Source organism: Aquaspirillum sp. LM1, assembly GCF_002002905.1.
In the GTDB taxonomy this organism is placed as follows: Bacteria; Pseudomonadota; Gammaproteobacteria; order Burkholderiales; family Aquaspirillaceae; genus Rivihabitans.
The window spans coordinates 1,628,364-1,650,795 of the sequence record NZ_CP019509.1 but is presented as its reverse complement, the minus strand read 5'-3'; the positions used below and the strand labels follow the sequence as shown (position 1 = coordinate 1,650,795).

The window sequence follows — 22,432 nt, the reverse complement described above, 5'->3', positions numbered from 1 at the left end:
TATTATTCCACTCCTGTCTGTGAAGTCCCTGTTGAACTAACCATCAGGAATATCCCCATCATGAAAATTGCGCAGAATGTTGCCGAACTGGTCGGCAAAACCCCGCTGGTCCGGCTGAACCGGCTGACCGACGGTGCCCAGGCTACCGTGGTGGCCAAGCTGGAGTTTTTCAACCCTGGCCACAGTGTGAAAGACCGGATTGCCGTTGCCATGCTGGATGCCGCCGAAGCGGCAGGCAAGATCGGCCCGGATACCATCATTCTGGAGCCCACCTCCGGCAATACCGGCATTGGCCTGGCTATGGTGTGCGCCGCCCGTGGCTACCGCTGCACGATTGTCATGCCGGAAACCATGAGCCGGGAGCGCCGCCAGCTGCTGCGCGCCTACGGGGCCGAACTGATCCTGACCCCCGGCCCGGAAGGCATGGGTGGTGCCATTGCCCGCGCCACCCAGCTGGCCGCCGAAGACAGCCGTTACCTGATTCCGCAGCAATTTGAAAACCCGGCCAACCCGGCCATTCACCGCGCCACCACCGCCGAAGAAATCTGGGCCGATACCGATGGCCAGGTGGATATTTTTGTCTCGGGCGTCGGCACGGGTGGCACGGTCACCGGCGTGGGGGAAGTGCTCAAAGCCAAAAAGCCGGGCGTGCAGATTGTGGCGGTTGAGCCGGAAGCTTCGCCGGTATTGTCCGGCGGCCCGAAAGGCCCGCACCCGATTCAGGGCATTGGTGCCGGCTTTGTGCCGGCCATCCTGAACACGGAAATTTATGATGAAGTGATTCAGGTCAGCAACGACAACGCCTTTACCACTGCCCGCGCCATGGCCACCCAGGAAGGGCTGCTGGTGGGCATTTCCTCTGGTGCCGCCACCTGGGCTGCGCTGGAACTGGCTCGCCGCCCGGAAAATGCCGGCAAGCTGATTGTGGTGGTGATTCCGTCGTTTGGCGAACGCTACCTGTCCACCCCGTTGTTCCAGCATCTGGCCGACTGAGCCTGCCAGTTGCCCTGCGCCGTCTGGCGCAGGTTTTGCCGCCCGCTGCGCCTGTGGTCAGCGGGCTGGTGCATTTGATGCAGGGCAAATGTTGTTCAGCAAAACCCGAAATACCTGTATGCCCGGAGCCGATCCGGCGGTAAAATCGGTACTTACTTATTATTCAGCTATCTGAGAGCGATTCAATACCATGGCCAACATGACCGCAGAACGCGTGCTTTCCGTTCACCACTGGAACGATACCCTGTTCAGCTTCACCTGCACCCGCGACGAAGGGTTGCGTTTCATCAACGGCCAGTTTGTGATGATTGGACTGGAAGTGGACGGCAAGCCGCTGATGCGGGCGTACTCCATTGTCAGCTCCAATTACGAAGAACATCTGGAGTTCTACAGCATCAAGGTGCAGGATGGCCCGCTGACGTCGCGCCTGCAACACCTGCAAGTAGGCGACACCGTGCTGATCAGCAAAAAGCCCACCGGCACCCTGGTGCAGGACAACCTGCTGCCGGGCAAAAACCTGTACCTGCTGTCCACCGGCACCGGCCTGGCACCGTTCATGTCGATCATCAAGGATCCGGAAGTCTACGAACGCTACGAAAAAGTGGTGCTGACCCACGGCGTGCGCTGGCTGAGCGAACTGGGCTACCACGACTACATCCTGAATGAGCTGCCAAACAATGAATATTTTGGCGACATCGTGCGGGAAAAACTGATCTACTACCCCACCGTCACCCGCGAGCCGTTCCGCAATCAGGGCCGGCTGACCGACTTGATCACCAATGGCAAGCTGTGCGCCGACATCGGCCTGCCGCAGCTCAATCCGGAAAACGACCGCGTGCTGATCTGCGGTAGCCCGAGCATGCTCACCGACCTGTGCGACATCCTCAACGGCCTGGGCTTCAAGGAATCCCCGCGCATGGGCGATCCGGCTGACTACGCCATTGAACGCGCCTTTGTCGAGAAGTAATTCTGCTGCGCCAGCGTTAAAAACCCCCCGCACAGGGCAGCTTGTGCGGGGGGTTTTTCGTGTGCAGGGTTTTGGCTGGATGATGCGTTGCGGTAAACCGCCACCTCTGCGTCGCTCAGGCAAACCGCCGGGCGGCATCCAGCGCCAGGCCGCAGCCAATGCTGCCATAACGGTCACCTTCCACCGCCTGGGCGGCCGGAAACATCGCCGCCACCCGCTGGCGCAGCAGTGGCACGCCGCTGGAGCCGCCGGTAAAGAACACCGTGTCCACTTGATCCGCACGCAGTTGTGCGTCGTTAAGCAGGCGCTGCAGGGTGGTTTCGATGCTGAGCAGCTGCGCTTCTATCGCCTGGTCGAATTCCTGGCGGGCGATGGTGTGGCTTAGCCCGGCCTGGATTTCGCTCAGGTCAAGCTGGCACTGGTCTGCGCCAGACAGATCAATCTTGGCGGCTTCTACCTGAATGGCCAGCCAGTGGCCAGTGCGTTGTTCAATCAGCCTGAGCAGGCGGTCGAGCTTGTCACGCTCCAGCGCGTCGGCGTACACCGCGCGCAGTTCGGCCTGGGTTTGCCGGGTGTAGGCAAAGTTGATGGTGTGCCAGGTGGCCAGGTTGAAGTAGTAGCTGGACGGCACTTCGGTGTGGTTTTTCAGCCGCGAGCGGTAGCCCAGCAGCGGCATCACCGCATTCAGGCTCAGTTGCTTGTCAAAGTCGGTGCCGCCGATATGCACGCCACCATTGGCCAGAATATCGTCCAGCCGGTCCAGCCGCTGGCTGCGTTCCGGGGCCAGGCGCAGCAGGGAAAAGTCCGAGGTGCCGCCGCCAATATCGACAATCAGCACCAGCGCCTCGCGTTCAATCCGGCTTTCGTAGTCAAACGCGGCGGCAATCGGTTCAAACTGGAATTCAATCTCGGTAAACCCGGCCAGCCGGGCCACGTCGGCCAGGGTGTCTTGCGCCAGTTGGTCGGCCACCGGGTCATCATCAACAAAAAACACCGGTCGGCCCAGTACTACGTGCTGAAAACTGCGCCCGGCCTGGGTTTCCGCCCGTTGCTTGAGCGAGCGGATGAACAGGGTGAGCAGATCCATAAAGCGCACGGTCTGGCCATTCACTTCGGTTTGCCCATTCATCAGCCCAGTACCCAGAATGCTTTTCAGCGAACGCATCAGCCGGCCTTCGTAGCCTTCCAGGTATTCGCCAATCGCCTGGCGGCCAAACACGGTGCGGTCTTCTTCGGCATTGAAAAACACCACCGAGGGCAGGGTGGATTTATTGTCTTCCAGCGCCAGCAAGGTGGGCTGGCCGGGGCGGCACCAGCCTACCGTGGAGTTGGACGTGCCGAAATCGACACCACATGCTTGAACCATCATGGCTGTTCCTGCGCGGCGGGGCGTAAGTAAGGGCGCGCGATTATAGCGCAGGCCAGCACACTTCAGGGTGGCGATTGTGTGACAGTCAGGGCCATCGTATAAACGCCTCTACCAACCAAGCCCGCAACGCTGCTGGCGACACTCATGTGGTATTGATCTGGTATTACTGCAATCAGCTGGCGTAGCTTGAGCCCACCCATCCACCACGCTACACCACCGAGCAAGTTTATGCCGGGCATCTCAGTTTAATCTATTTTAAAACAAAGCCTTACTTTGCCACAGCGAACTGCCCACCGTACACCATCGTGTCGTTCCCGCCTGCGCGGGAACGACACGTCGGGTGAGATTGATGCCGAAAGCGGTCGAGTCGCCGTCCCGTTGAAAAATACCCACCTGCAGGCGAACGCGCTGACCTTGGGTATCTGTGCCAATGATCGGTTCATATCAGGGTGACTGACGACTAGTAGCCAGTCACGTTGAAACACGATGGCTCACTTCCACGACGAACCACTCGCCGCGCCCCACCGCGTCATTCCCGCGCAGGCGGGAATCCAGGCGTGTCCACAGCGTACAGCGGGGTGAGCGCTCATCAGCGCTACCTGCGCCATGCCCACCGCGCACGCTGTGGCGCGGTCTGGGTTCCCGCCTTCGCGGGAACGACACCTGAGGTGACACTCATGCCGAAAGCGCTCTAATCGCCTGTCAGTCGATTCAGATCATGGTGACTGGCTACTAGGGATAAACTGAAAAAATCGTCATTCCCGCGAAGGTGGGAACCCAGAGTTTTGATTTTGCTGGGTTTTTCTTTTGGCAAACACGATTTTTCTGAATAAATCAGCGTATCCTTTAGCCTAAATAATTGGCGCAATACAGCCCAGTCGATATAAAAAACGCGCCAGAGCAAGCCTAAGCGCGTTTTTTGCTAGCGATGCAGCCAAAAATGGCCTCACCCCTCCCGGCTGATCCGGCGCTGACGCTTTTGCGCGTCCACTTCATCGCCGCGTACTTCCACCGCCAGTTTGTCCAGCACGCCGTTGACAAACTTGTGTCCGTCGGTGCCGCCAAAGGTTTTGGCGATTTCGATCGCTTCGTTGATGATCACCGGATACGGGGTATCCGGGTGCTGGGTGAGCTCCAGCGCGGCCACGCGCAGGATGGCGCGCTCCACCGGGCTGACTTCTTCGGCTTCGCGTTCGTAGTGACGATTGAGCTGGGCATCCAGGGCGGGCACGTCCTGCAGCACACCAAACAGCAGGGTGCGGAACAGCGCTTCGTCGGCCTTGGCAAAAAACTCGTTTTCGCGCAGGTTTTTTTCAATGGTGGAGGCGGAGTGGGCGTTCAGTTGCCACTGGTACACCCCTTGTACCGCAAACTCGCGGGCACGGCGTCGGGCAGTTTTCATTCAAAAAAGCTCTTTTGCAGATTAACCATTTCCACCGCCACGCGGGCGGCGTCGCGGCCTTTTTCCACCATGCGGACTTCGGCCTGCTCGTCGGTTTCGGTGGTGAGGATGGCGTTGGCAATGGGGATGCCGGCGTCCAGGCCCACGCGGGTGACGCCCGCGCCGGATTCGTTGGACACCAGCTCGAAGTGGTAGGTTTCCCCGCGAATCACCGCGCCCAGGGCAATCAGGGCGTCGAAGTCATCGTCTTCGGACATGGCCATGGTTTGCAGGGCCAGCGGAATTTCCAGCGCGCCCGGCACCGTCACCAGCACGATGTCTTGCGGGGCCACGCCCAGGGCCAGCAGTTCGGCCAGGCAGGCGTCGCGCAGGCCTTCGCAAACCACCGGGTTGAAACGGCTCATGACAATGCCGATGCTCAGGTCTTTGCCGTCGAGGTTGGGCTCAAGGGTAACGATGTCGGGATGCATGAAAGTCTCCGTCGCGGAAACGGCAGCCGGTCGGCTGCCGAAAAACCGGTTATTTTACGTGTTTAGCGGATCGGGCAGCAAATATCCTGAAATTTCCAGTGCAAAGCCGGTCATGCTGGGAATTTTGCGCGGCTGGGACATCAGCGTCATCCGGCCCACGCCCAGCGCTTTGAGCATTTGCGCGCCAATGCCAAAGGTTTTGGCGTCCCACTTGGCGCGCGGCTGGGCGGCGTTCAGGTCGGGCAGGGCGCGTTCCAGCAGCTCGCTGCCGTGTTCGGTGCGATGCAGCAGCACCACCACGCCCTTGCCTTCGGCTTCAATCCGGCTCAGCGCCTGGCTCATGCTCCACGAATGCGGGCTGTAGCCGGTGTCCAGCCAGTCCATCACCGACAGTGGCTCGTGCACCCGCACCAGGGTGTCGCTGTCGGCGCGGATGTCGCCCTTGCTCAGCGCCAGGTGGGTTTCGCCGGTGGTGTTGTCGCGGAAGGCGTGCAGGGTGAACTGGCCAAACGGGGTGTTCACCACGCGCTGGCCCACCCGTTCGATCAGGCATTCGTGGCGGCTGCGGTAGTGGATCAGGTCGGAAATCGCCCCCACCTTCAAACCGTGCTGCTCGGCAAACACCAGCAGTTCGGGCAGGCGGGCCATGGTGCCGTCGTCGTTCATGATCTCGCAGATCACCGAAGCCGGCTCCAGGCCGGCCAGGGCAGCCAGGTCGCAGCCGGCTTCGGTGTGGCCGGCGCGCACCAGCACACCGCCGTTTTGCGCCTTGAGCGGGAAGATATGCCCCGGCTGGACAATATCCGCCGGCTTGGCCAGACGGTTTACCGCAGCCTGAATGGTGCGGGCGCGGTCAGCAGCAGAAATCCCGGTGCTCACCCCCTCGGCGGCTTCAATCGACAGGGTGAAGTTGGTGCCGTGCGATGAACCATTATTGCTGACCATCAGCGGCAGGTTCAGCTGGCGGCAGCGGGCTTCGGACAGGGTCAGGCAGATCAGGCCGCGCGCGTGCTTGGCCATGAAGTTGATGGCTTCCGGGGTGACATATTCTGCTGCCAGCACCAGGTCGCCTTCGTTTTCGCGGTCTTCCTCGTCAACGAGGATAACCATCTTGCCGGCCTTGATGTCGGCGATGATGTCTTGAATTGGACTGAGCATAACTTAAGGAAAATTGGGAAATCACGAATGGGCCCGCCGCTGCGGCCTGGGCGCGCATGGCTGGCGGGCAGGGGGCGTCATGGTTTTCATCATACGCTACGCTGGCGCGCTGTGCCGAACTCGGTGTGCAGTGCAGCATGCTGGTGCGGGGGCAACCCCCTGCGCCGGCCAGTACCGGCGCAGGATAAAAATCAGCCTAGCCTGCCAGCCAGCTGCCCGGCTGACGCTCCAGCCAGGTGCGGATCGAGCGGGCATCCTGAATGCGGGTCTGGCTGCCGGCACCGTCCAGCAGCACAATCACCAGCGGCAGATGGTTCACCGTGGCCTGCATCACCAAGCAGCGGCCCGCTTCCTTGATATAGCCGGTTTTCGACAGGCCAATCTGCCATTCGCCTTCGCGCACCAGCGCATTGCTGTTGCGATACTGCAGGCGACGGTTATTGGTGATCCAGACTTCCTGCTCGGCGGTGGTGGTGAACTGGCGGATCAGCGGGTAGTGATACGCTGCCTGCACCATGCGCGCCAGGTCGCTGGCGGTGGCGCTATTGCCGCTGTTCAGCCCGGTGCCGTCGTAAAACACCGCATTGCGCATGCCCAGTGCACGGGCTTTCTGGTTCATCTTGCTGACAAAGGCGCGGGTGCCGCCCGGATAGGTGCGTGCCAGCGCCGAAGCGGCGCGGTTTTCCGACGACATCAGCGCCAGCAGCAGCATGTCGCGGCGCGGCAGGGTGGCACCTACCACCAGGCGCGAGCCAGAGCGCTTGACCTTGTCCACGTCGTCGTCGGTGATGGTGATCAGCTCATCCAGCGACTGGCGGCCATCCAGCGTCACCATGGCGGTCATCACCTTGGTGATTGAGGCAATCGGCAGGGTGACATTGCTGTTTTTGGCGTAAATCAGTTCGCCGGTCTGGGCATTCATCACCAGCGCGGCGTTGGAATGCAGCGCCGGGGCGCTGCCGTTGTCGTAGTTGTCGGCGATGCGTGCGTTGGCGGCCACCTTGGGCACCACCGGATGGGAAGAAGACGGCCCCGGCGCAGATTGCGGCCCGGTGGCGCAGGCCAGTAATGGCAGGGTGGTCAGGCAGGCGGTAAACGCCAGCGAGATGACACGATTCAGCATGTGGCTTGGGTCCTTGTTGCAATCGGTGAGATTCTACGCACGCGCTGGGGGCGAAACAATCTAAAATCGGGGTTTTTCGCCTTTTCGTCAGCGAGTCCGCCCCATGTCTGTGACGTTCCCCGGCAGCCCCTATCAGCTTCATCAACCGTTTCCGCCCGCCGGCGACCAGCCCACGGCCATTGCCCGGCTGGTTGAAGGGCTGGAAGACGGACTGGCCTACCAGACCCTGCTCGGGGTCACCGGTTCAGGCAAAACCTATACCATGGCCAATGTGATTGCCCGCACCGGGCGTCCGGCCATCATCATGGCACCGAACAAAACCCTGGCGGCACAACTCTACGCCGAAATGCGCGAGTTTTTTCCGGAAAACGCGGTCGAGTATTTTGTGTCTTACTACGACTACTACCAGCCGGAAGCCTATGTGCCCAGCCGCGACCTGTTCATTGAAAAGGATTCGTCCATCAATGAACATATCGAGCAGATGCGGCTGTCGGCCACCAAGGCCATTCTGGAACGTCCGGATTGCGTGATTGTGGCAACGGTGTCGGCTATTTACGGGATTGGCGACCCCAGTGCCTACCACCAGATGATTCTGCACCTGAAAGAAGGCGAGCAAAAGGCCCAGCGCGACATCATCAGCCGGCTGACGCTGATGCAATACGACCGCAACGAACTGGAGTTCAAGCGCGGCGTGTTCCGCGTGCGCGGCGACGTGATCGATATCTTCCCGGCAGAATCCGCCGAGCTGGCCTTGCGGGTGAGCCTGTTTGACGATGAAGTGGAAAGCCTGCAGCTGTTCGACCCGCTGACCGGGCAAACCCGCCAGCGGGTGGGCCGCTTTACCGTGTTTCCGTCCAGCCATTATGTCACCCCGCGCGACACCGTGCTGCGCGCCTGCGAGGCAATCAAAACCGAGCTGAACGCCCGGCGCAAATGGTTTGAGCAGGAGGGCAAGCTGGTAGAGGCACAGCGGATTGAACAGCGCACCCGCTTTGATCTGGAAATGCTCTACGAAATGGGCTTTTGCAAGGGCATCGAAAACTACTCGCGGCATTTTTCCGGGCACGCCGTGGGCGATGCACCGCCCACGCTGATTGACTACCTGCCGAAAAACAGCCTGATGATCATCGACGAGTCGCACGTCACCGTCAGCCAGGTTGGCGGCATGTATCGCGGCGACCGCGCACGCAAGGAAAACCTGGTGGAATACGGCTTCCGCCTGCCGTCGGCGCTGGACAACCGGCCTTTGAAGTTCGAGGAATTCGAGCAGAAAATGCCACAGACCATTTTTGTCTCCGCCACCCCAGCCGACTACGAAACCAACCACGCCGGCCAGGTGGTCGAGCAGCTGGTGCGCCCGACCGGGCTGGTCGATCCGCTGATTGAAGTGCGTCCGGTGACCACCCAGGTGGACGATCTGCTGTCGGAAATCACCCTGCGCGTGAGCCGTGGCGAGCGGGTGCTGGTCACCACGCTGACCAAACGCATGGCCGAGCAACTGACCGACTACTACAGCGAGCACGGGGTGAAAGTGCGCTATCTGCACTCGGACATCGACACGGTGGAGCGGGTGGAAATCCTGCGCGACCTGCGCCTGGGGGTGTTTGACGTGCTGGTGGGCATCAACTTGCTGCGCGAAGGGCTGGATATTCCCGAAGTCAGCCTGGTGGCCATTCTGGACGCCGACAAGGAAGGTTTTTTGCGCAGCGAGCGCAGCCTGATTCAAACCATTGGCCGCGCCGCGCGCAATTTGCACGGCATGGCCATTCTGTACGCCGACCGCATCACCGGCTCGATGGAGCGGGCCATGGGCGAAACCGAACGCCGGCGCAACAAGCAGCTGGCGTTTAACGCCGAGAACGGCATTGTGCCGCGCGGGGTGCAAAAGCGCATCAAGGATATCATTGATGGGGTGTACAGCGCAGAAAGCCAGGCGCGCAAGGCCAAGGACGAAGTACTGGATGAGAAACAGCTGGCCCGGCGGATCAAGGAAACCGAAAAAGCCATGATGGACGCCGCCCGCGACCTGCGCTTTGAAGACGCCGCCCGCCTGCGCGACAGCCTGCGAGAGCTGAAGCAGCGGCTGTTTGGCGAGGAGGGCGCGTAGGCTGTGGCGGAGTGAGAGCGCCAAGCTATTAAGGGCATGCTGAAAAATTATCATTTCCGCAAAAGCGGGAGTTCAGATTTTTGATTTTGCTGGATTTTGCTTTTGGCAAAAGCAATTTTCTGAATAAATTGGCGTGCCCTTAAGCTAAAACGGGGGGCTATAGGTTTTTAATCTCTACTAACTAATTGGTTGTGAGTGGGCATAAATATTTGTGGAGCTGTTTGGTTTAACATATTCTTATCCGCCACTAAAAAATGGAGCCTATTTTACCTTGTTTGTAGAATAGGCAATTTACTTTTGACTGCATTAGCTACTGCCAGATCTGTATTGCTGCGCATTATACGAACCACCCATTGCTCAAATTTATCCTTTGTAGTGCCTTTTACTTTTGCCACCAAGGTGAGAATCCCTTTGTTGTCATACCACCTTAGCAATTCAGCTACATTTTTTTCGGAGATTGCTTTCTGGATTGCATCGTCTGCGTTTCGAGCAAGCGTGCTTATATCAAGGGAGCCGGTTTTCTCTTTATAAACCCTAGATAAATTGTTTACATCGGAAGCATTGCTTAGGTCAATTTTCTTTAGTGCTCTATCAATTCTGCGTCTGCAATAACGCAATATCACGGCGTCTTTGTTTTTTGATTCTGCAGCATGTGAAAATAGTTCGGCATGAACTTGTGTGATTTTTTGACGCACGTCATCTTGGTTATAACCTTCTGACTTAGCAATCGCCTCGACTACTTCAGGAAGTAAGAAGAGATTTTCAATCTCTGATACGGGCAAAATCTCAACCCCTTTAGCCTGAAAAATTTGAATTTCCTCTTCAGAATAGCCATCTGCATCAATCAAACCTACACAATGTACTCTGGTCAGCATTTGGTTTGCTCGCATCGTTACAACTGCGTGCAAAACCTCTTCGCAAGAACCTCTTGGAATGACTGTCCAATCTGGATAGCATGCACGGAAAACAGCTTTGTCAAGGCTACAATTTCCACCCTCAACAAAAAGGATTGGCTTTCGACTACCAAGAATCAGCGTGGCAATCTCTTCAGAAAATCCAGCATCCTCAGGAATGTCATCAATTTCCCATCCTGTGTCCGGATGATAAGCACGCAATATGAATTTCTGGCCTTTTCTCGATGCAATAAATTCTAGATCATGTGAAATAATGGCCATTCCACAATCAGGCCGTGCAGCTTCTAGCTCATCCCATAAAGCAGCAACAATAGAGCGATGAATATGTAGTTCTGGCTCATCAAAAATCAGCAAAGAACCCTGCACCGCCATCAAAGTTTGTCCGATGAGATAAAAAACAGATCTCTCACCATCACTCATATCTGCAGCCGAATAATCACTGGTTGAGTCAGTTGTTTTTACGGTAATATTATCGCCTGAGATATTCAGCTTTCTATGTGGCAATAACCTTTCCCAGATTTCTTCTAGCCATTCAAACTTTGTTTGCTTAGCAGGTATTCCATTTTGCGCTCTAGCATTTTTATGAGTGCCAAGTGCTGTATTTGACTGCTCTGCAAATAGCGCTTGAATTAAAAAATCATAATCATTAAGTAGGTTTGTGGCAGCTTTTTGCTGCCAGCGATTGTTAAGACGCAAAGTAAGGTGCGGTAGCGCACTATTAAGGGGTTTAGGTGTATAGCCATACCGCAATCCAAGTAATGCGTTATCTTCACCAATTTTGGCAACTGCTGGATTTAAGTTAAGTGCGCGATGAGCAGATATGCGATGACATTTCTCGCCAAGCTGCTCTTCGATGCGGACTGCGAGCCTGGTCTTTCCTCCCCCGTTTGCGCCAACAAAATAAGCAGAAGTTCCAGGTTCAACGTTAATATTTTTTTGGCCAGAACGAGTTAGAATTAAGAAAGAACTGGTCATTTTTTTCCTGTTTTAGATGTGGTGGCGATAATTATCAAGCTAATAAATCACATTACTAACTACTCTTGCCTTGTTGTGAGAGCATTGCTTAACAATGCAATCGACCTAAAAATCAGCCTTAGGGATACGCTGAAAAAATCGTCATTCTCGCGAAGGCGGGAATCCATGGCTTTGATTTTACTGGGTTTTGCTTTTGGCAAACACGATTTTTCTGAATAAATCAGCGTGTCCTTAGCATATTGTAAGCCACACTAGGCGCAAGGTGGAAGCGCAACATTTTAGTCTGAAATAGCAAGGCCAATCCTCTAAGCCGACCGCATCACCGGCTCGATGGAGCGGGCCATGGGCGAAACCGAACGCCGGCGCAACAAGCCGCTGGCGTTTAACGCCGAGAACGACATTGTGCCGCGCGGGGTGCAAAAGCGCATCAAGGACATCATTGATGGGGTGTACAGCGCAGAAAGCCAGGCGCGCAAGGCCAAGGACGAAGTGCTGGATGAGAAACAGCTGGCCCGGCGGATCAAGGAAACCGAAAAAGCCATGATGGACGCCGCCCGCGACCTGCGCTTTGAAGACGCCGCCCGCCTGCGCGACAGCCTGCGAGAGCTGAAGCAGCGGCTGTTTGGCGACGAAGGCTAACCGCCCGGCCCTGGCCGGCACTCCCCCGGCCAGGGCCGGGTGTCCACCGCTTGCGCACGGGCGGTAGGTAGTAGTCAGGACGATTTTTTCAGCGTATCCCTAGACCTTTTTCGGCATGAATCTCACCCGACTTGTCGTTCCCGCGCAGGCGGGAACCCAGACCGCGCCACAGCGTGCACACGTGGGTGTGGCACATGGCGGGACGGGGGTGAGCGCTCACCCCCGCTGCACGTTGTGGATGCCCCTGGATTCCCGCCTGCGCGCGAATGACGCGGCAGGGTGCGGCGGGTGGTTCGCTGTGGCAAAGTCAGGTTTTGTTTTAACAGAAATCAAACCGAGATACCCGGCATAAATTGGCTCATGTACACCCTTGTGTTTCAACGTGACTGACCCGGTGCGCGGCAAGCCCCGCCATTCAGGGCGGGGAAGGATGGCGCGGACGGCGTAGCCGTCCTTGCCATCGATGGGGGTGGGCTGTATAAAATACCCAGTATGCAACGCCTTCAAGCCTACAAATACGAATTGCGGCCAGACGGCCAGCAAGAGCGGCAAATGCGCCGCTTCGCTGGCTCGTGCCGGTTCGTCTTCAACAAGGCGCTGGCGTTGCAAAAGGAGCGCTACGAGCAATGTGTACTGGTCAAGTTTTTTCGAACACCCCGATAGGGAGTCAGCCGCTCAAGCCTGCACAGGCGCAGGGCTGAGCTGGCATTGTCTTTCAAACTCTGCCGGGCTCATCTCACCCAGCGCCGAGTGCAAACGCTTCTGGTTGTAAAACTTCATCAGGTAATCCGCCACATCCCGGCGCGCTTCTTCATGGTTGGCGTAATCTTTACGCCATACCCGCTCCATCTTTAAATTCAGGAAGAAGCGCTCCATCGGGGCGTTGTGCCGGGCTATGCCCTCTCGCCTACGGCTCGCAAAACTGCGCTACGCTGGTTTTCCCAACCGTTTCCTTTCCGGCTCATGCTGCACACCATCTTGTGTTTCTTCAGCAGCGCCTGGTATTCCGCACTGGCGTATTGGCTGCCTCTGTCTGAGTGCAGCAGCACACCTGCAGCGGGGTTTCTCTGCCCTTGTGCCATGGTGAGCGCCCGACAAACCAGCTCCGCCCGCATATGTGGCTCCATGGCCCAGCCAATCACCCGGCGTGAGCACAGATCCATCACCACGGCCAGGTAGAGCCAGCCGCTGCGCGTGCGAATATAGGTGATGTCTGAAGCCCAGGCCTGGTTCAAGGCCTTGGGGTTAAACTTGCGGTTCAGCAGGTTTTCCGCCACCGGCAGCGTGTGTTTGCTGTCCGTGGTGTGAACAAATTTGCGCTTCCAGCAGGCTTTTAAATCAAATGCTTTCAAAAGTTTACGCACTTTGTAGCGCCCAAGCGCCAAGCCACGTTTGGCCAGCTCGCTGCGCATTCTGCGGCTGCCATAGGTTTGCTGGTGCTCGGCAAAGACGGCCTTGAACACGGTTTCGGTGCGCAGATCACACACCGGGCGATCACCGCGCTGGCGAGCGTGATGCAGGCCGGAGCGGCTCACGCCCAGCACGCGGCAGAGTGTGCTTTTGCTGTGCGCCCTGTCCAGTTGGCTAACGATGGGCAACATCATCGATAAGCGCGGGCGAACAAGGCCGAGGCTTTTTTTAGGATTTCGTTATCCTCTTTGGCAATGCGCAGTTCGGCTTCGAGTTGCCGGATGCGTTGCTGGTCTGGGGTCAGAGGCAGACCGATGCCTGGCTGGCCGTTGAGTTCGGCTTTGTATTGGGCGACCCAACGGCGGACGGCGGTTTCGCCAAGGTTCAGTTCATGACAGAGCTGGGTGATGCTGCATTGCTGCTGAACGATTTTTTTGGCGACTTCGAGTTTGAACTCGGGGGCAAAGTGGCGACGGGTTTGTGGCATGTTCGATGTCCTTTGGGTGGTGGGATTGTTCCACCTATCGGGCTGTTCGAAAAGATTAGACCACTACATCGTTGCCACGCCAGACCAGCCGCTACCCCGCTGATTGCCCCGGTTTTTCACACCAGCTGCAGCGCGCCCGCGCATTTCAGGCTACCATCCGCCATCTTTGCCTTTTTGCCGGATGACTGCCGTGAAACCACTTGCCCTTGCTGCCTGCCTTGCCCTGAGCCTGATTGCCCCTGCCCACGCCGCCAGCCTGGCCGGGCGGGCAGATGTGGACGCCTTTATCGAGCAAATGGTGCGCAACCATGGCTTTAACCGTGACCAGCTGAGCGCCACCCTGCTGCAGGCCGACACCAAACCGTCGATTCTGGCGGTATTTGACAAGCCGTCCACCGCCCGGCCCTGGTACCGGTTTCGCCCCAGCTTTGTCAACGACACGCTGACCCAGGAAGGCGCAGCGTTCTGGGCGCGGCATGCGGCGCTGCTGCAGCGGGCCAGCGAGCAATACGGGGTGGACGAGGCGATGATTGTGGCCATTATCGGCATTGAAACCCGCTTTGGCCGCAATATGGGCAGCTTCCGCGTGCTGGATGCGCTGGCAACGGTGGCGTTTGATTACCCACGTCGGGCCAGTTATTTTCAGCAGGAACTGGCGGCGTTTTTGCTGCTGGCCCAGGAAGAACGCCGCGATCCAACTCAGTTCAAGGGGTCTTACGCCGGGGCGATGGGCTGGCCGCAGTTTATGCCATCCAGTTTTCGCCAGTGGGCGGTGGATGGTGATGGCGATGGCCAGCGCGATATCTGGAATAACCCGGCGGATGTGATTGCCAGCGTGGCGCATTATTTCCAGCAGCATGGCTGGCAGCGCGGCGGGGCCATTGTGGTGGCCGCTACGGCCCCCAAGGCGGTGGCCGATCAGCTGGCGCAGGATAAATTCAATTTGCATTATAGCGTGGCCGAACTGCGCGCCATGGGCGTCACCCCAGCCGCCACGCTGGACGACACCGCCAAGGCGGTGCTGTTTCCGCTGGAAGTGGCACCGGGGGAAACCGAATACTGGCTGGGCCTGCAAAACTTTTACACCATCACCCGGTATAACAAGAGCACGCTGTACGCCATGGCCGCCCAGCAGTTGGCCGAACAGATTCGCCAGCGCCGCCAGAACGGACGCTAAGCACCAGCCGCACGGCGTGCGCCGATGGGTGCCGGCTTTTTGCCGATTTGTCTGCGCCGGCTGATATCCGCTGCCGGCGTTGGGGCAAAATCGGGTAAAATCCGCGCCCATGACCTATCAAGTTCTTGCCCGCAAGTGGCGTCCCAAGCGTTTTGCCGACCTGGTTGGCCAGGAACACGTGGTGCGCGCCCTGTCCAATGCGCTGATTGAACAGCGCCTGCATCACGCCTACCTGCTGACCGGCACCCGTGGCGTGGGCAAAACCACCATTGCCCGGATTCTGGCCAAAAGCCTGAACTGCGAAACCGGGGTGACCGCCGAGCCGTGCGGGGTGTGCGGGGCGTGCCGGCAGATTGACGCAGGCCGCTTTGTTGACCTGCTGGAAATCGACGCCGCCAGCAACACCGGCATCGACAATATCCGCGAGGTGCTGGACAACGCCCAGTATTCGCCCAGCGTGGGCCGCTTCAAGGTGTACATCATCGATGAAGTACACATGCTGTCCAAGTCGGCGTTCAATGCCATGCTGAAAACGCTGGAAGAACCCCCCGCGCACGTCAAGTTCATCCTGGCCACCACCGACCCGCAAAAAGTGCCGGTCACCGTGCTGTCGCGCTGTTTGCAGTTTTCGCTGCGCAATATGACCCCGCAGCAGGTGGCCAAACACCTGGCCCATGTGCTGGACACCGAACAGTTGGTGTATGAACCTGCCGCGCTGACCCTGCTGGGCCGGGCGGCATCCGGCTCGATGCGCGACGCGCTGTCGCTGCTGGACCAGGCCATTGCCTACGGCATTGGTGAAGTACACGAAGACGGCGTGCGCGCCATGCTGGGCGCGGTAGACCGCCGCTATCTGTTTACCCTGCTGGCCGCCCTGGCCGATGGCGATGGCCCGGCGCTGATGGCCGAAGCCGAGCAGCTGGCAGCGCGCAGCATTGGCTTTGATTCGGCGCTGCACGAAATGGCCCAGCTACTCTACCAGATCAGCCTGACCCAGACCGTGCCCGCCGCCCTGGCCCCGGACGAGCCCGAGCGCGACGCCATTGTGGCGCTGGCCGAGCTGCTGCCGCCTGCCGATGTGCAGCTGTACTACCAGATTGCCATTACTGGTCGGCGCGACCTGGCGCTGGCCCCGGACGAGCACGCCGGTTTCAACATGACCCTGCTGCGCATGCTGGCGTTTCATCCGGCCAATCTGCCGGCCAGCCCCACGCCGCCAGCCGGTGGCCATGCGCCCGTGGCCTTGCCGGCAGCGGCCAGCCCTGCGGCACCGTCGCCAGCGCCCCACTCCGACGCATCTCCCGCACCGGCGGCGCGTCCACCGGCCAGCCCGGCCAGTGCTAGTGGCAGCGGCGCACAAAGCGTGCTGGCCAAGCTGATGCACAAGCGCAGCGGTGCAGCAGACGCCGGCGCGCCAGTCCGTACGGCCCCGGCCCCACGCCCGGCAGCGGCACCGTCCAGCGCGCCAGCGGCCCGTGCCGTACCGCCTGCCGCCGACAGCGTACCGCCGTGGGAAGACGCCCCACCGCCGCCGCCACCACCGGAAGGCAGCCTGCCGCGCCAGCCCGTGCCGCACACCGCACCCGCAGAACCCGAGCGCCCACCGCTGCCCAGCGCGCTGCCGCCAGAGCAGGACGCGCCATGGGCCAGCCACGAACCGATGCTGGCGGCTGAGCCAGCGCCGGCGTTGCCCCCCTCTGCGCCAATGCCCCCCGTGGCACGCAGCGTGGTACCCGTCGTTGAACTCGCCGTTGAAGTTGAAAGGGATCTGGTCAAGGCCGAGCCCTTGCCACTGGCGGTGCCGACCGCCCCGCCTGTCGCGCAGGCTGAACAGGCCGAAGCCGATACCGATCGCCCTGCTGAGCCGCCCGTGTTTACCGGCAACTGGGGCGAGCTGATTGCCGGCCTGCGCGATCGGCTGGGGGCCAAGGAAATCATGCTGGCGCAAAATGCCGAGCTGTCGGCAGTGGACGGTGCCACACTGCGTCTGCGTGTGCCGCCGCAGTTCCGCTTCAGCGCCAGTGCCGAGGTGCAGGCGCTGCTGGCCGCCACACTGGGCGAGGCGCTGGGCCAGCCGGTGACGCTGGACGTGACGCTGGGCGATATCAGCGGCGAAACCCCTTTCATGCAACAGCAACGCCTGCGTGGCGAAGCGCTGGACGCCGCGCGCGCGCGGCTGCAACAAGACCCCGTCGTGATGGCGCTGGTGCGCGACTTTGCCGCCACCTTGCGCCAAGACACCATTCAACCTGTTCAGGAGTCACTCTGATGTTCAACAAAGGCGGCATCGCCGGGCTGATGAAACAAGCCCAACAAATGCAGGAAAACATGAAAAAGGCCCAGGAACAGCTGGCCACCATCGAGGTGGAAGGCCAGTCCGGGGCCGGCATGGTCAAGGTGCTGATGACCTGCCAACACGACATCAAGCGCGTCAGCATCGACGACAGCGTGATGGACGACAAGGAAATGCTGGAAGACCTGGTGGCCGCCGCCGTCAACGACGCCGTGCGCAAGGTGGAAAGCACCACCCAGGAAAAAATGTCCGGCTTTACCTCCGGGCTGAACCTGCCGCCGGGCCTGAAACTGCCGTTCTGAGCCAGACCCCGCACAGGGCCTTGCCTGGCGCAATGCCCTGTGCCGCCGTGGCTGTCAGCCCGGCCATTGCCCCGCCGGCCCGCTCACTGCGTGGCCGCAGCCTGCCTTTGCCCTGCCCGCCGGACACCCGATGAAAAACCCTCCCAGCCTTGACCACCTGATTGCCGCCCTGCGCGTGCTGCCCGGCGTGGGGCCAAAATCGGCCCAGCGCATGGCTTATCACCTGCTGCAGCGCGACAAGCCCGGTGCCGAAAAACTGGCCAGGGCGCTGGAGCACGCGCTCAGCCATATTGGCCACTGCCAGCGCTGCAATACTTTCAGTGAAACCCCGCTGTGCGCCATTTGCGCCGACAGCGCCCGTCGCCAGGATCAGCTGTGTGTGGTGGAAATGCCCGCCGACATGCTGACGCTGGAACAGACGCAAAGTTACGATGGCTTGTATTTTGTGCTGATGGGGCGTTTATCGCCGCTGGACGGCATTGGCCCGCGCGATCTGCCGCTGGAAAAACTGGCACACCGGGCGCTGGATGGCCAGGTGCAGGAAGTGATTCTGGCCACCAACTTTACCCCGGAAGGCGAAACCACCGCGCATGCACTGGGTGCGCTGCTCAAGGGCCACGGCCTGCAGCTTAGCCGGATGGCACGCGGCCTGCCGGTGGGCGGCGAGCTGGAGCACAGCGACCCCGGCACTCTGGCGCAAGCGCTGTTTGAACGGCGCGAGCTGCCCTGACCCCCCCGCGCAGACCAGACCAATGGGCTGGGCGCGCCTACAGCACCTGCACCAGCCGCCACAGCCCCAGCGCACAAATCAGCCCACCCGACGTCCAGCGCACCAGCGGCTGACGCGCCAGCGTGCGCAAGGCATCGGCAAACGCGCCCATGGCCAGCAGATTGGGCAAGGTGCCCAGGCCAAACGCCAGCATGGTCAGCGCGCCCTTGCTGACGCTGCCGCTGGCCAGCGCGCTCAGGCTGGCGGTGTACACCATCCCGCACGGCAGCCAGCCCCACAGCGCGCCCACCAGCACCGCCTGGCGCAGGGTGCGCACCGGCAGCAAGCGCTGCATGGCCGGCTGCAGATAGCGCCACAGCGGCTTGCCCAGCCGCTCCAGCTGGGTGATGAATGCCGACACCCCCATCAGGTACAAGCCCATGGCGATCAGCAGCAGATTGGCCAGCGCATACAGCAAATACTGCAAGGCTTCGATATTCAGCGCGGCAATGCCCAGCCCGCCAATGCCACCCACCAGCGCCCCCACCAGGCTGTAGCTGGCCAGCCGTCCGCTGTTATAGGCCAGCATCAGCGGCCAGTGGCGGGTGGCCTGGCGCTGCTGCAGGGACAAGGCGGCAACAATACCGCCGCACATGCCCAGGCAGTGGCCGCCCGCCAGAAAACCGAGCATGAACAGCGCGGCCAGATCAAATTCTTGCATGGCAAATTCCAACGTCAAAAACGGAAACCGCCCACGCAGGAGGGCGAAAGACAGCAATAGGCCCAAAGGCCGGAAGGCGCAGCCGCCCATTTGGGCGGCCATGCCAGGGCAGACAGGAGAAACGGTTAAGCACCGCTCACAAAACCCTCCTGACGTGGTGGCACGACTAGTCGCCAGTCACGCTGAAACACAAGCGTTCATGTTCCACGACGAACCACTCGCCGCACTACACCGCGTCATTCCCGCGCAGGCGGGAACGACGCCGGAGGTGAAGCTCATGCCGAAAGCGGTCGAATTGCCAGTCATTCGATTCAGATCATGGTGACTGGCTACTCGCCAGAATCGCTGCGCTGAGTGTTGTGAGCGGCGCTAAGGAGGCACTGATTGATTCAGAAAAATCGTTTAAACCAATACCCTGGATTCAAATTTTCACGGGCATGACGATTTTCCCAGCCTCTCCCCAACACCGTTCGTCATCCCCGCTCTCGCGAGGATGACGATGTGGTCAGCGTGTGCTTAACGGCGTTCAATCTGGCTGACATCCCGCACCGCGCCGGTATCGGCACTGGTGGTCATGGCCGCGTAGGCGCGCAGCGCCGGGCTGACCAGACGGTCACGGTTGACCGGCTTCCAGGCGTCGGCCCCCCGCGCCAGCATGGCCGCACGGCGTTCGGCCAGCACCTCGTCGCTGACCGCCAGGTGAATGGTGCGCGCCGGGATATTGATTTCCAGCGTATCGCCTTCTTCTGCCAGGCCAATCAGCCCGCCTTCGGCGGCTTCCGGGCTGGCGTGGCCGATGGACAGGCCAGAGGTGCCGCCGGAGAAGCGGCCATCGGTCAGCAGCGCGCAAGCCTTGCCCAGGCCCTTGGACTTCAGATAGCTGGTGGGGTAGAGCATTTCCTGCATGCCGGGGCCGCCCTTCGGGCCTTCGTAGCGGATCAGCACCACATCGCCGGCCACAATCTGGTCGGCCAGAATCGCTGCCACCGCGCTGTCCTGGCTTTCAAAAATCCGTACCCGGCCAGTAAAGGTGAGGATGGATTCATCCACCCCGGCAGTCTTGACGATGCAGCCACGCTCGGCAATATTGCCGTACAGCACGGCCAGGCCGCCATCCTGCGAGTAGGCGTTGGCCTGACTGCGGATGCAGCCTTCGGCGCGGTCGGCGTCCAGTTCGGGGTAGCGCATGTCCTGGCTGAAGGCAATGGTGGTGCGCACGCCGCCAGGCGCGGCGCGGTAGAGGATTTTGGCCGCGTCGTCGCAGGTCGGGCGCTGAATGTCCCAGCGGTCCAGCCCTTCGCCCAGGGTGGGCGCGTGTACGGTGGGAATATGGCGGTGGATCAGCCCGGCGCGGTCGAGTTCGCCCAGAATGCCAATCACCCCGCCGGCGCGGTGTACGTCTTCCATATGGTATTTCTGCGTGGCCGGGGCCACCTTGGACAGGCACGGCACACGGCGCGAAATCCGGTCGATGTCCTGCATGGTGAAGTCCACGCCGGCTTCGCGCGCGGCGGCCAGCAGGTGCAGCACGGTGTTGGTCGAGCCGCCCATGGCCACGTCCAGGCTCATGGCGTTTTCAAAGGCTTCAAAGGTGGCGATGCTGCGCGGCAGCACGCTGGCGTCGTCCTGTTCGTAGTAGCGCTTGGCCAGTTCGACGATGGTACGGCCCGCTTGCAAAAACAGCGCCTTGCGGTCGGCGTGGGTGGCCACCAGCGAGCCATTGCCCGGCAGCGACAGGCCCAGCGCTTCGGTCAGGCAGTTCATCGAGTTGGCGGTAAACATGCCGGAACAGGAGCCGCAAGTCGGGCAGGCCGAGCGTTCGACGGCGGCCACTTCTTCATCGCTGACCTTGTCGTTGGCGGCTTCCACCATGGCGTCCACCAGGTCGAGCTTGCGCACGCCGTCGCCCCACTGCACCTTGCCGGCTTCCATCGGGCCGCCAGACACAAAAATCACCGGAATGTTCAGCCGCAGCGCGGCCATCAGCATGCCGGGGGTAATTTTGTCGCAGTTGGAGATGCACACCAGCGCGTCGGCGCAGTGGCCATTGACCATGTATTCCACGCTGTCGGCAATCAAGTCGCGGCTGGGCAGCGAATACAGCATGCCGCCGTGGCCCATGGCAATGCCGTCGTCGATGGCGATGGTGTTGAATTCTTTGGCGATGCCGCCGGCTTTTTCGATTTCCCGCGCCACCAGCTGGCCCAGGTTGTGCAGGTGGACATGGCCGGGCACAAACTGGGTAAAGCTGTTGGCAATGGCGATGATGGGCTTGCCAAAATCGGCATCTTCCATACCGGTGGCGCGCCACAGCGCGCGCGCGCCGGCCATGTTGCGGCCATGGGTGGAGGTACGGGAACGGTAAGCGGGCATAGTCGGGAATCCTGTAGCAGACGCGGCAAAACGCATATTGTGCGGCGGCTTGGCGGACAGGGCAAGGCAGGCGGGCGGGATTTGGGCGGATTTACCCGCCTGGCGGGCATAAAACAGCCCCCAACCCATCCAGGCAGAGGGCCGTGACGGCGGGTTTTATACCCAGCCCTGCACCACGGCAGTGACCGCCAGCGCCGCCAGCGCGGCGCACAGCAGCGCCAGCCAGGCCGGCGAGAAGCGCAGCGCCGGCGGCTGGGCACCGTAGCTTTGCTGGCCGGTCAGCATGGCCGACACCAGATTGCGCCGCTTGACCAGCCGGTAAAACACAATGGCCAGCACATGCAGGCCAACGGCCAGCAGCAGCAGGTTGAACGAGGTTTTGTGCCAGCTGGTGATCTGCTCGGACAAGTCACTGTCGATGCGCCGGGCCAGCGGGCCATCCCACAAAAACGAATCGACATCAGTGGCCAGCAGGCCGCTGACCACCTGAAACATCAGCAGGCCCAGCAGCGCCAGCACCATCAGTGCGCCCATCGGGTTATGGCCGGGGATGCGGTGTTCGGGCAGGCTGCCGCGCAGGTAGGCGATGATGGTGCTGGGGCCGCGCACAAAGCGGGCAAACTGGGCGGTGTCACTGCCGGCAATGCCCCAGAGCAGGCGAAACACCAGCAGCCCGGCCACGCCGTATCCGGCCAGCAAATGAAACCGCAGTAGATCGCCGCCGCCTTCGCCGGTGTACCACATGGCGGCAAACAGGCCGACCAGCGACCAATGAAACAGCCGGGTGGGCGTATCCCAGATTTTGATTCGGTATTCCATCTCAGGCTTTCTCCCGGTAAAGCC

Annotated in this window: 18 protein-coding genes and 1 pseudogene; 9 read left to right on the top strand and 10 right to left on the bottom strand. The window is 60.4% G+C overall.

Features of this window, described 5'->3' with window-relative positions; translation table 11 throughout:
* The first annotated feature begins 60 nt into the window (after nt 1-60).
* On the top strand, nt 61-993 hold the full coding sequence (gene cysK, locus BXU06_RS07075) for a cysteine synthase A (protein ID WP_077298145.1): 933 nt from the start codon (nt 61-63) through the stop codon (nt 991-993).
* 190 nt (nt 994-1,183) lie between these two features.
* Nucleotides 1,184-1,960, top strand: a complete 777-nt coding sequence (locus tag BXU06_RS07070) for a ferredoxin--NADP reductase (protein WP_077298143.1) — start codon at nt 1,184-1,186, stop codon at nt 1,958-1,960.
* Nucleotides 1,961-2,075: 115 nt separating this feature from the next.
* Here the strand turns inward: BXU06_RS07070 and BXU06_RS07065 are convergent, their stop codons facing one another.
* The 5 genes from BXU06_RS07065 to BXU06_RS07045 form a co-directional block, all read right to left on the bottom strand.
* Nucleotides 2,076-3,329, bottom strand: a complete 1,254-nt coding sequence (locus tag BXU06_RS07065) for an Hsp70 family protein (RefSeq protein WP_077298141.1) — start codon at nt 3,327-3,329, stop codon at nt 2,076-2,078.
* Between the two features lie 946 nt (nt 3,330-4,275).
* A complete protein-coding gene (nusB, locus tag BXU06_RS07060) occupies nt 4,276-4,731 on the bottom strand; it encodes a transcription antitermination factor NusB (RefSeq protein WP_077298139.1) in 456 nt (151 codons plus the stop codon).
* Entirely contained in the window at nt 4,728-5,201 is a 474-nt protein-coding gene (gene ribH / locus BXU06_RS07055; RefSeq protein WP_077298137.1) for a 6,7-dimethyl-8-ribityllumazine synthase, read from the bottom strand. The genes nusB and ribH overlap by 4 nt, the downstream gene beginning before the upstream one ends.
* A 54-nt stretch (nt 5,202-5,255) precedes the next feature.
* A complete protein-coding gene (ribBA, locus tag BXU06_RS07050) occupies nt 5,256-6,359 on the bottom strand; it encodes a bifunctional 3,4-dihydroxy-2-butanone-4-phosphate synthase/GTP cyclohydrolase II (protein ID WP_077298135.1) in 1,104 nt (367 codons plus the stop codon).
* 196 nt (nt 6,360-6,555) lie between these two features.
* Nucleotides 6,556-7,482: a serine hydrolase gene (locus BXU06_RS07045; RefSeq protein WP_077298133.1), complete on the bottom strand. Its 927-nt coding sequence runs from the start codon at nt 7,480-7,482 to the stop codon at nt 6,556-6,558.
* Nucleotides 7,483-7,585: 103 nt separating this feature from the next.
* Here BXU06_RS07045 and uvrB point away from each other — a divergent pair, with 103 nt between their 5' ends.
* A complete protein-coding gene (gene uvrB, locus BXU06_RS07040) occupies nt 7,586-9,589 on the top strand; it encodes an excinuclease ABC subunit UvrB (RefSeq protein ID WP_077298131.1) in 2,004 nt (667 codons plus the stop codon).
* Nucleotides 9,590-9,855: 266 nt separating this feature from the next.
* Here the strand turns inward: uvrB and BXU06_RS07035 are convergent, their stop codons facing one another.
* On the bottom strand, nt 9,856-11,478 hold the full coding sequence (locus BXU06_RS07035; RefSeq protein WP_077298129.1) for a DUF4435 domain-containing protein: 1,623 nt from the start codon (nt 11,476-11,478) through the stop codon (nt 9,856-9,858).
* Between the two features lie 318 nt (nt 11,479-11,796).
* Here BXU06_RS07035 and BXU06_RS07030 point away from each other — a divergent pair, with 318 nt between their 5' ends.
* Entirely contained in the window at nt 11,797-12,117 is a 321-nt protein-coding gene (locus BXU06_RS07030; RefSeq protein ID WP_256364072.1) for a UvrB/UvrC motif-containing protein, read from the top strand.
* Nucleotides 12,118-12,609: 492 nt separating this feature from the next.
* A complete protein-coding gene (locus BXU06_RS07025; protein ID WP_077298125.1) occupies nt 12,610-12,780 on the top strand; it encodes a helix-turn-helix domain-containing protein in 171 nt (56 codons plus the stop codon).
* 12 nt (nt 12,781-12,792) lie between these two features.
* Here the strand turns inward: BXU06_RS07025 and BXU06_RS07020 are convergent.
* Nucleotides 12,793-14,014, bottom strand: a pseudogene (locus tag BXU06_RS07020) (IS3 family transposase).
* Nucleotides 14,015-14,195: 181 nt separating this feature from the next.
* Here BXU06_RS07020 and mltB point away from each other — a divergent pair.
* From mltB to recR, 4 genes are all read left to right on the top strand, one after another.
* Complete coding sequence (gene mltB / locus BXU06_RS07015) at nt 14,196-15,191, top strand: lytic murein transglycosylase B (protein ID WP_077298123.1); 996 nt, start codon at nt 14,196-14,198, stop codon at nt 15,189-15,191.
* A gap of 109 nt (nt 15,192-15,300) precedes the next feature.
* Complete coding sequence (dnaX, locus tag BXU06_RS07010; protein WP_077298121.1) at nt 15,301-17,460, top strand: DNA polymerase III subunit gamma/tau; 2,160 nt, start codon at nt 15,301-15,303, stop codon at nt 17,458-17,460.
* A complete protein-coding gene (locus tag BXU06_RS07005; RefSeq protein ID WP_077298119.1) occupies nt 17,460-17,786 on the top strand; it encodes a YbaB/EbfC family nucleoid-associated protein in 327 nt (108 codons plus the stop codon). Before dnaX ends, BXU06_RS07005 begins: the two co-directional genes overlap by 1 nt.
* Before the next feature lie 130 nt (nt 17,787-17,916).
* Nucleotides 17,917-18,516, top strand: coding sequence for a recombination mediator RecR (gene recR, locus BXU06_RS07000; protein WP_077298117.1), 600 nt, complete (start codon nt 17,917-17,919; stop codon nt 18,514-18,516).
* Between the two features lie 37 nt (nt 18,517-18,553).
* On the opposite strand, the gene BXU06_RS06995 is transcribed toward recR, so the two are convergent.
* The 3 genes from BXU06_RS06995 to BXU06_RS06985 form a co-directional block, all read right to left on the bottom strand.
* Entirely contained in the window at nt 18,554-19,216 is a 663-nt protein-coding gene (locus tag BXU06_RS06995; RefSeq protein ID WP_077302728.1) for a sulfite exporter TauE/SafE family protein, read from the bottom strand.
* 516 nt (nt 19,217-19,732) lie between these two features.
* Nucleotides 19,733-21,589 carry a dihydroxy-acid dehydratase gene (ilvD, locus tag BXU06_RS06990; RefSeq protein WP_077298115.1) on the bottom strand — a complete coding sequence of 619 codons (1,857 nt, stop codon included), beginning with the start codon at nt 21,587-21,589 and terminating at the stop codon, nt 19,733-19,735.
* A gap of 156 nt (nt 21,590-21,745) precedes the next feature.
* Nucleotides 21,746-22,408, bottom strand: a complete 663-nt coding sequence (locus BXU06_RS06985) for a cytochrome b/b6 domain-containing protein (protein WP_077298113.1) — start codon at nt 22,406-22,408, stop codon at nt 21,746-21,748.
* Between the last annotated feature and the right edge of the window lie 24 nt (nt 22,409-22,432).